We start from the raw sequence: 9375 nt of genomic DNA on the forward strand, positions 1-9375 counted from the left end.
TTCCTTGCGTTGGCAAGTGGAGATACTCTTTAAAACATGGAAATCGTTATTTGAAATTGATGATGTGCAGACAATGAATACCGACCGCTTTTACTGTCATTTGTATGGAACTTTAATTCATATTCTTCTTTCTTCGATGATTGCTTTTCAGTGCCGTTACTGCCTTTACGAAAGGTATCAACTAGAAGGAAGTGAGTACAAATGTATCAACCATGCGAGAAACGCAATAGTAGAGACGAAGGGGTATTCACTCTATCACCTTTCTTCTTTGAAAGCTCTCATCGATAATATTTACCAGAACATATACCGGCATGGAAGGAAAGATCATCGTTGTCAGCATAAAAGTCCTTTTGATGTCTTAAACATTGCGTATAAAGTACATTTCCGTGCCGCGTGAGTAAAAGTGTAAAAAAGAAAACAAGTACCCATAAAAGAATACGGATTAAACTGGAAAAATATGTTTATATTTTCATTGCACCGTACTTCTTTTTTATTAGCTTGACGGCTATGGGCCGTGCCCGCGGAAAGCGAAGTAATTAGTCGGAGCATTGCCAATATACATCAAACATTTCAAAATAACTACTTGGCTTAACGCAGTCATTGCACTGATTTTATACTTTCTTAACTTACAAAAAAGCCATTCACAAGCAACGTTGCTTATGAATGGCTTTGGATAATTATCGTCTTCTTCTTTCAGCAATAACATTTCGATATGGCTTTATCGCTCTCGGTTTCCCTAGAACTTCTGCCATAATAATTCCATTTACTAATCCTTTTCTCGTTAGATTATTAGAAACTTGCTTCTTCAACTGCTTCTGAACTTCCGTAAGCTCATCATCTATTTGTTGAATCTGACCTCTATCAAGAGCCTTAGAATACTTTGTGATATCTAGACTTTCACTTGATTTGTCGGCTCCCATTTGATTAGCTAGTCGTTCCATCTGCTCTTTGTGCTGATCATCAACAGAAATGGTCGACACGGTAGTAGAAGCATTAGTTGAATTAGGTATCGACTGTGTTCGATTTCGGTTAGGAGTCCCACCAGAAGGAGTTGGAGTCGGCTTTGTTCGATTAGGCTGTCTATTTCCCTTCTGGTCATCCTTTTTAGAACCATCTTTTAAAACTCCTATGATCCCTGCTATTATAGCAAAAACAATAAAGAAATTACTAAAAATAGCATCAATTAGGTTGGATAGGGCATCCATCAAACCCCTCCCTTACTTTTAGGATTATTTAGGATCATTTTCGTCATGATTATCTTTAGATAAATTACCTATAGAATCTCGCATATCTGTATCTGCATCAATGTTTTTATAGTTCATGTAGTCCATCACACCTAAGTTTCCTGAACGTAAAGCCTCAGCAAGAGCAAGTGGTACATCTGCTTCTGCTTCCACAACTTTTGCACGCATTTCTTGAACCCGTGCAAGCATTTCTTGTTCTTGAGCAACCGCCATTGCACGACGTTCTTCGGCTTTTGCCTGTGCGATATTTTTATCCGCTTCCGCTTGATCTGTTTGTAGAATCGCTCCAATATTTTTACCGATATCAACATCTGCAATATCGATCGATAAAATTTCAAAAGCGGTACCAGCATCTAAACCACGATTTAATACATTGTGCGAAATAGAATCTGGATTTTCCAGTACTTGTGTGTGTGCTTCTGAGCTACCAATTGTACTAACCACACCTTCACCAACACGAGCAATAACCGTTTCCTCACCAGCACCACCGACTAGTCGATCGATATTAGCCCGCACGGTGATTCTTGCTTTTGCTTTTACTTCAATACCATCCATGGCAATACCTGCAATAAATGGTGTTTCAATAACTTTTGGATTAACACTCATTTGAACTGCTTCTAATACATCACGACCTGCTAAATCAATAGCAGCCCCTCGTTCAAATGGTAATTCGATATTTGCACGATGTGCAGCGATTAAAGCATTCACAACACGGTCTACGTTACCACCAGCTAAATAATGACTCTCCAGCTGATTTGTTTTAACATTTAATCCAGCTTTATGTGCTTTAATTAACGGATTGATAACCCGATTTGGCACAACCCTTCTAAGTCGCATCCCGACTAATTGGAAAATACCCACTTTCACGCCCGCTGCCAGCGCACTAATCCATAGCATTACTGGAATGAATGTAAATAAAATTGCTACAGCAATTAAGATAACCGCAATAATAATTAACGGCATTAGTTCTTGTAAATCCATTATTTTTCCTCCTATAAATCATTTATTATATGCATAGAACTCCATTCAATATAGTTTATCAATTGAATGCAGTCAAACATCCATTAATTAACTTTTCTCACCACGATACGTACACCTTCAACCTTAACAACCTTTACTTTTTGGTTCTCACCAATAAATCCGCCTTCTGAAACTACATCTAGACGCTCATTTTCAAAAACAGCTGTTCCAGCTGGACGTAATGGCGTCACGGTTACACCTTCCAACCCAATTAGCTCTAATCGATTTACAGAGGACACATATCCTTGCTCAGTAGTTGTTTGGTCTTTTAGGATAATATGCCGGAAAATACCTTTATCCATTCCCATTCTTCGAAATAAGATAACGGAAACGACTAGGGTGACTAAAAATGCAATTCCTATACTCATTGACATGTGACCAAGGTCATAGCCGGACAGAAATAATGAACCTATGATTGCGCCAATGCCAAGCAAACCCATAATGCCACCAGGTACAAATATTTCTGCAATAATTAATACAATACCTAGTACAAGTAATATGATTGCCTCCATACCTGCTAAGCCTGCTACAATATGACCATAGAAAAATAATACGAGCGAAACGAGTCCCATTATACCAGGAACACCAAATCCAGGGGAATATAATTCGACTACTAAACCAAGGCTAGCAACAGATAAGAGGATTGGTATAACAACTGGATTTGTTAAAAACCTAGCTATCTCTTCAGATAAAGTAGTCTCCTTCTCAATAATCTTCGCCTCAGATAGACCTAATTCATGAAGTAATTCTACACGATCTTCAATCGTTCCTTCAGAATAACCTACTTCTAAGGCGGAAGAAGGTCCTAAAGTTAAAAATTCACCCTCTCCTGCATCTAATTCTGGCAAATCAATGCTTTTATCCGCCATAGCTGCTGCGTATAATGGGTCTCTTCCTTTTGATTCTGCAGCACTTTTCATAGCAGCAATCCAAGCTGATTGTGCTTTTTGATCAGCTGCATTACCATCGGAGGTGATTACACCACTTGCTCCCATTGTAGCCTGGGGCTTCATATAAATAGAATCCGTATTTAAAGCGATATAAGAACCTGCAGAATAAGCTTGATTCACAACATAAGATGTTGTTGGAATATCTAAATTTTGAAGAAGCTTTGCAATTTGACCTGCGGAATCGACTCTACCACCTGGAGTATCAATTTCAAATATAATATGATCTGCTCCCTCTTCCCTTGCCTCTTCTGTTGCACGAGTGAGAAATGCTTCAAGTCCTCGTTCCACTTCTTTTTCAATAGGTATGACATACACCAATTTACCTTCACCTTTGTCAGCAGCACCTACAGGTACTTGATGGAAAAGTGGAAAGAAAAAAGCGATAAAGAAAACTAAATATGTAAATACTTTCCTAGTAGGCAACCACGATCACCTCCTTATTATGTATAGTTATATATACGAATCATACCTTAATTAGTTTCATTTTTTACGGATTAACTAAATAGTACCATAAAGTGATCTGTTAATGATACTTTAAATATAGCATGAAATAAACAAAGTCATCATCATGAGATATTACAATAAACAGTTCGGAAATTATAGGATGTATATCTGCCTAGCATACTTTCAGTTTGTCCTACAATACGACAGATAACGGAACCACTAAACTGAATGCAAAACTATTACTCTTCGGTTAGCATATAGTTTACATATATGTATTGTCGTTTAAAGTGAAACTTCAATTATTGTAGTTTAGTTTATCCCCAATGATTGATAGTACCACAAGGGAATGACCTTAAGTACTTTGAACGAATCGGACATTTACTGGTAGTTGATCCCCACTACCAATATTGGTTACCCTTTATCGCTTAAAGTGGCGGTCTTATTGCCAGTTATATGCGGGATAATCGAGTAGAGGGAGAAGCTAAGAGCTTCTCGCCCCTCTCACACCACTAGTACATACGGTTCCGTATACGGCGATTCAATTTACATCTCTGTGTGTACTTTTAGATAACGGTCTAAAGCAAAGGGAATACCTCTTTGCCTCCTTTCCTTTCACGTGACGAAGAACACTTCTCTTTTGATTATCCTCTGAGATACGCTCATACTTTTATCATTAATACATCCAGAAGTCTATCCTTCGTGCATTCATGGCGTAGAAACACTATAAATTGTTCAGCCCTTCATGATTTTTTTTCATCACTACTATGGCGTCGGCTGACTTCTCACGATAAACCTTTTTCGACCAGCTTTCTTTTTAGAGGACTCCTCAGCTGTCCGTGAGACCTCTCAGGGTAAGGACAACTATCTTTCCTCTTTTACTCGTCTGATTTACTCTATAGGGTTACGCACATCTTTTGGACTTTGGCTTGTTTGGGAGCCTTGTCCGCCTACAGAGCCTTGGTATCAGATTTCTGTTCGTCGAGCCAAGATTTTGATACACGCTTCCTTCAGCCTTTACCTCACGATAAACACCTTGCGCTTCTCTAGTGGTTGGTTGATGTGTACCCCCACAGTGGACTTTCACCACCTAGATAGTCGCCATGCCTGGCGCACCAAATAACTATCCGCCCGTAAAACGGGCGGTTTTAGTTTCGCCCTATAAGGGCACTTTACCAACGAGACCCCTAAAGGGGCTTCTGAATTGACCGTCAACCGTTTATCTTCCTACCTATTTTTAAATGGATCGACGTATTCACGTTTACTCATGTTGTCTCGTAGTCTATCCTCCGATTCTTGTTCACGAATGTATTTTGCCACAGTTTTTTGATTGGGCCCTACTGTACTGACATAGTAACCTTTAGCCCAAAATGTGCGGTTTCCATGATTGTATTTTAAGTTGGCATGTCTATCATGGATCATTAAAGAGCTTTTACCTTTTAAGTAGCCCATAAAGTAAGACACTAACATTTTTGGTGGTATTTTAACCAGCATATGGATGTGGTCAGTCATGGCATGAGCCTCAATAATTTCTACATCTTTCATCTCACATAAACGTCTTAAGATCACCCCGATGTCTCTTCTGAACTTGCCATAAATTTCTTTCCTTCTGTACTTGGGTATAAAGACTACATGATACTTACAATTCCATCGGGTGTGTGATAAACTATTGTCACTCGACATGAGTAGATCTCCTTTCTATATATAGAGTCGGTTTGACGGCCAACTCTATTATATCGAAAGGAGATTTTTCTGTTACAACTCTACAAGTTTAATTCTCACACAGGCAGAGCCTGTGGTTTAAAAAACATCAATTAAAAAACTCCCCTCAAAGTAAAGCAGATTATTTATTTTCTTAATCTGGTTATTACTTCAAGGGGAATATCCTTCTTAATCATCTTGTTTCATCCAAAAAGATGAATTAACTTAAACTGTTACTTCATTTTACTATTATTTTTGATCGGTAAACTCAACAAATCGGAAAAGATCTCCATAAATTAAATCATCTGAGTAACCTAATTCTTTATCTACTCTTTTGCTAATTGGATCACAGGCACTCTCAACGTTTTGATCCGTAGCTTCTTCCTTTTGATCTATTTCTACTGGTTCTCCAGTTTCTCGATTATAACAAGTGTCACTTGCAAAGATATAATCATCACTAATAAAATTACCGTTTCTTAAAGCAATGTAACCTTTTCTTTCATCACTAAATAAGTCATTACCAAAATGTAAGTCATTTTTATTTTCAACACCTAACAAGCTCAACAATGTTGGCTTCACATCAATTTGACCAGAAACTTCTGATTTCACTTCACCTTGACCATGGCCAGGAATATGAATAAAGAACGGAACTCTTTGTAACTGTACATGATCATATGGTGTGATTTCTTCCTTATCTAAATACATACTCATTGCTCGATTATGGTTGGCACTAATTCCGTAGTGATCACCCATGATGATAATAATGGAGTCTTCATATAGTCCAGCATCTTTTAGTTGATCGAAAAACTGCTCAATTGCTTCATCCATATATCTTACTGTTGGAAAGAAATTATTTAAAGTATTTGAATTGGAATCGTACGGTTCAATGGATTTATCTGTTTCATCCAAATCAAATGGGAAATGATTCGTCAATGTGATTAGCTTTGTGTAAAATGGTTCTTCCATTGACTGAAGGTATTTAATGGACTGCTCAAAGAATGGTTTATCTTTAAGTCCCCAGCCGATTGAATTTTCTTCAGAAACTTCATATGCTTCTTCCCCATAGAAGTGATCAATTCCAAAGCTCTGATACATTTGATCACGATTCCAAAAGCTCTTGTTATTAGCGTGCAGAACACTCGAGTAATACCCTTCTGTTTTCAATATTTCTGGCATAGCATGGTATTCATTCTGCGCATGTGTAAAGAAAACAGCTCCACGAGAAAGTGGATATAGAGAATTTTCAACAATAAATTCTGAATCGGATGTTTTCCCTTGTTCTGTTTGGTGATAAAAATTCTCAAAATAGTACGTATCTTCATCCTCTGTTAAACTATTTAAGAAAGGCGTAATTTCCTGTCCATTTACTTCATTATTTATTACAAAGCTTTGAATAGATTCTGCATTAATGAATATAACATTCTTATCTTTAGCTACTCCAAACAAATTTGATTTTTCTTTTGTTTTCACATTCTCTTCAATATAAGCTTTAATATCTGGAATCTCATTACCATCTGCAAACACTCGTTGTGTCTTCGCTTTAGTATGTGTTGCAATATCATAAACATGGTAATTAAACAGACCTATATTTTTCACTAAATATTCCCGATCGAAGGCACGTGTAAATAATTGCGGCCGCTCCATCTCTGCCAAAAAGAAATTACCAGCCAATAATACAAAGGACATGGCTAATGTAAAGACTTTACCACTTCTCGGATAAAAAACGGTCATACGTTCCATATGTTTTCTACTTAAATACCAGATGATTGCTACATCTACGAATAGAAGTATGTCATACGGCTTAACAAGCGACAGTATGCTTTCCGTCAAATCAGCGGCATTACTTCCTTGAAATAATTGGGGTATGGTAATAAAATCCGTAAAGGAACGATAAAAAACTAGATTAGCAAATAGGATGATTGTACCAATTAAAGCAGTATATCTTAAGAACTTCATTTGTCTGCTCTGTTTTCTTATCCAAACACTTAAAGCAAAAACTAAGAACGCTGAAACAAAAGGGTTTATAAACAAGATTAACTCTTGCATAGAATTTTCGAGATCAATCGAAAACACAAACCGGTACACAATGTACGTTTTAATACCAAATAGTACAGTAGCTACTATAAATAGGGGTATTTTTAGCCGTTTCAACTCCATAAACTTATCCTCCTGCTATCCCTTTTGATTTTTATATTTTTCTTACTTTTCAACCAATATCAAACAGATTTATTCTTGATTTCATTTCCCTGTTGAAAGATATTATAAACCAAAAGTAAATATTTGTTAATCGAATGTAAACCCAATTATCGTATATGACGAAATCAATGAAATAAAAGTTTCATAGAATGCGATTTTTTTTACATCTTCCATTGAACTAGTGACAGCTAATTGGTGAATGTGATGTGTTCGATCTTCTGTTTAACTAAAAATGCTGCTCCAATGATACCAGCATCGTTCCCTAATTGAGCAAGCTTTAATTCACAATTTTCACTAACCCGGGACAAAGCATATTTATCAAATGACTCACGTATATCATAAAGAAATGCTTCTCCAGCTTTAGATACTCCGCCACCAATTAAAACTTTAGCAGGGTTTACAATGGTGCCTATATTAGAAATTGCCATTCCTAGTACGTCTGCGGTATTTTTCACAATTTCTCGAGCGGACTTATCACCAGCAGCAGCAAACTGAAAAACATCTTTTGCAGTAATAGAACCATGCTCGGAAATGTATGTAGCAAGTAAACCTGACTGATTTTCAGCCTTTTCCATTGCTTGCCTTACAATTCCAGTCGCTGAAACAATCGTTTCTAAACAGCCTATTCTACCACAATTACAGGTATAACCATCTATATCAATTGTAATATGTCCGATTTCTCCACCGATTCCCGCTTCACCGTTTACTATTTGCCCGTTCGTGATAATACCACCACCAACACCGGTACCCAGCGTTATAGCTACTAGATTTCTAGCTTGGTTCCCAGCACCTTTCCAATTTTCACCCAGCACAGCAATATTGGCATCATTCTCTACAAATACTGGTAAGTTTGATCGTTGCTTTAATTGATTACCTAGATCATAATTTTTCCATCCGATATTAACTGCCTCATAAACAAAACCTGTTTCATCTTCAATAAATCCAGGTGCACCTACACCGATCCCAAGCACCTGATCGTTCGTATATTGATCATGTGATAATTGTCTTTCAATCGAGTTCCAAATATCGTCTACAATTTGAATACCCTCATTTTCGGTAATTGTAGGTATCTCCCATTTTCTAAGGATATCTCCTTGATTATTGATAAAACCAAGTTTTGCTGTTGTTCCGCCAACGTCTACTCCAATAATAATTTGATTCATGCATAACTCCCCCTTAATTTTTACGCAATGCTTCTATCTCTTTTCGTAGAAGTAATTTTGCTTGCAAATAATCATCATTTCGAATGAATTGAAGTTTATATAGTTCATCCAATTCCATTGCCATTATTTCTAAATCTCCGATGCGATTACCCGTATAAATAAATGTACCATATTTTTTCAAAAGCTGCTGTATATCATAGATTGATTCCATTAAATTCATCACCATTACTAGTATACTAAATGTACGTATTAAATAGAAATACGAACTTAGACGTATCTTTAAAAACATAAGAAAAACGGAGCAAAATTCGCTCAGTCCTTATCACTAAATGCTCAAATTTACGCTTCCTCTAGTAGCTATTATGGAATAATAGCTACTGCTTACTTGACCACCACTCCGGCTGCCCACTTCCCTTTCCGTGGGGTTTGTCCTTCAGCTAACTTTTTTAGCAAAACCCGCTCAAAAAAGTGGATCTTCAGGTCAAACATTTCCCACAGGAGTTGAATTGGCCGGCCTTCGCTATTATCAGGCTCTACAACGCTAGCATGAAGTAACACAGCTGCTTTTATACTCACGGATAGCGATTTTTACTTTACCCATTGTAAAAAAGTCAACCTATTACTTATGACAAGAATTGTTGCACCTTCTCATAGCGGAGA

9 protein-coding genes are annotated in these 9375 nt (G+C 37.1%); 1 reads left to right on the forward strand and 8 read right to left on the reverse strand.

The annotated features are described in order from the left end of the window. Positions 1–397 (forward strand): transposase (locus ABDZ84_RS02470; RefSeq protein ID WP_343779858.1); only part of this gene is annotated, 397 nt, incomplete at its 5' end. Between the two features lie 280 nt (positions 398–677). On the opposite strand, the gene ABDZ84_RS02475 is transcribed toward ABDZ84_RS02470, so the two are convergent. The 8 genes from ABDZ84_RS02475 to ABDZ84_RS02510 form a co-directional block, all read right to left on the reverse strand. Continuing rightward, the gene (locus ABDZ84_RS02475; protein ID WP_026681185.1) at positions 678–1205 is read right to left on the reverse strand and encodes a hypothetical protein; all 528 of its coding nucleotides are present in this window, start codon (positions 1203–1205) and stop codon (positions 678–680) included. 24 nt (positions 1206–1229) lie between these two features. Then, the gene (gene floA / locus ABDZ84_RS02480) at positions 1230–2225 is read right to left on the reverse strand and encodes a flotillin-like protein FloA (protein WP_026681186.1); all 996 of its coding nucleotides are present in this window, start codon (positions 2223–2225) and stop codon (positions 1230–1232) included. 83 nt (positions 2226–2308) lie between these two features. Next, complete coding sequence (locus tag ABDZ84_RS02485) at positions 2309–3598, reverse strand: NfeD family protein (RefSeq protein ID WP_051388322.1); 1290 nt, start codon at positions 3596–3598, stop codon at positions 2309–2311. A 1284-nt stretch (positions 3599–4882) separates the two neighbouring features. Next, entirely contained in the window at positions 4883–5338 is a 456-nt protein-coding gene (gene tnpA, locus ABDZ84_RS02490) for an IS200/IS605 family transposase (RefSeq protein ID WP_343779863.1), read from the reverse strand. Positions 5339–5605: 267 nt separating this feature from the next. Continuing rightward, a complete protein-coding gene (locus tag ABDZ84_RS02495) occupies positions 5606–7513 on the reverse strand; it encodes an LTA synthase family protein (protein ID WP_121605257.1) in 1908 nt (635 codons plus the stop codon). A gap of 227 nt (positions 7514–7740) precedes the next feature. Continuing rightward, positions 7741–8715, reverse strand: coding sequence for an ROK family glucokinase (locus ABDZ84_RS02500; RefSeq protein WP_026681145.1), 975 nt, complete (start codon positions 8713–8715; stop codon positions 7741–7743). Between the two features lie 13 nt (positions 8716–8728). Beyond that, positions 8729–8926 carry a YqgQ family protein gene (locus ABDZ84_RS02505; RefSeq protein WP_026681146.1) on the reverse strand — a complete coding sequence of 66 codons (198 nt, stop codon included), beginning with the start codon at positions 8924–8926 and terminating at the stop codon, positions 8729–8731. A 170-nt stretch (positions 8927–9096) separates the two neighbouring features. Beyond that, positions 9097–9291: a hypothetical protein gene (locus tag ABDZ84_RS02510; protein ID WP_343779866.1), complete on the reverse strand. Its 195-nt coding sequence runs from the start codon at positions 9289–9291 to the stop codon at positions 9097–9099. Positions 9292–9375 lie beyond the last annotated feature (84 nt).

The sequence above is a fragment of the Virgibacillus salarius genome (assembly GCF_039521925.1).
GTDB lineage: Bacteria > Bacillota > Bacilli > Bacillales > Amphibacillaceae > Virgibacillus > Virgibacillus salarius.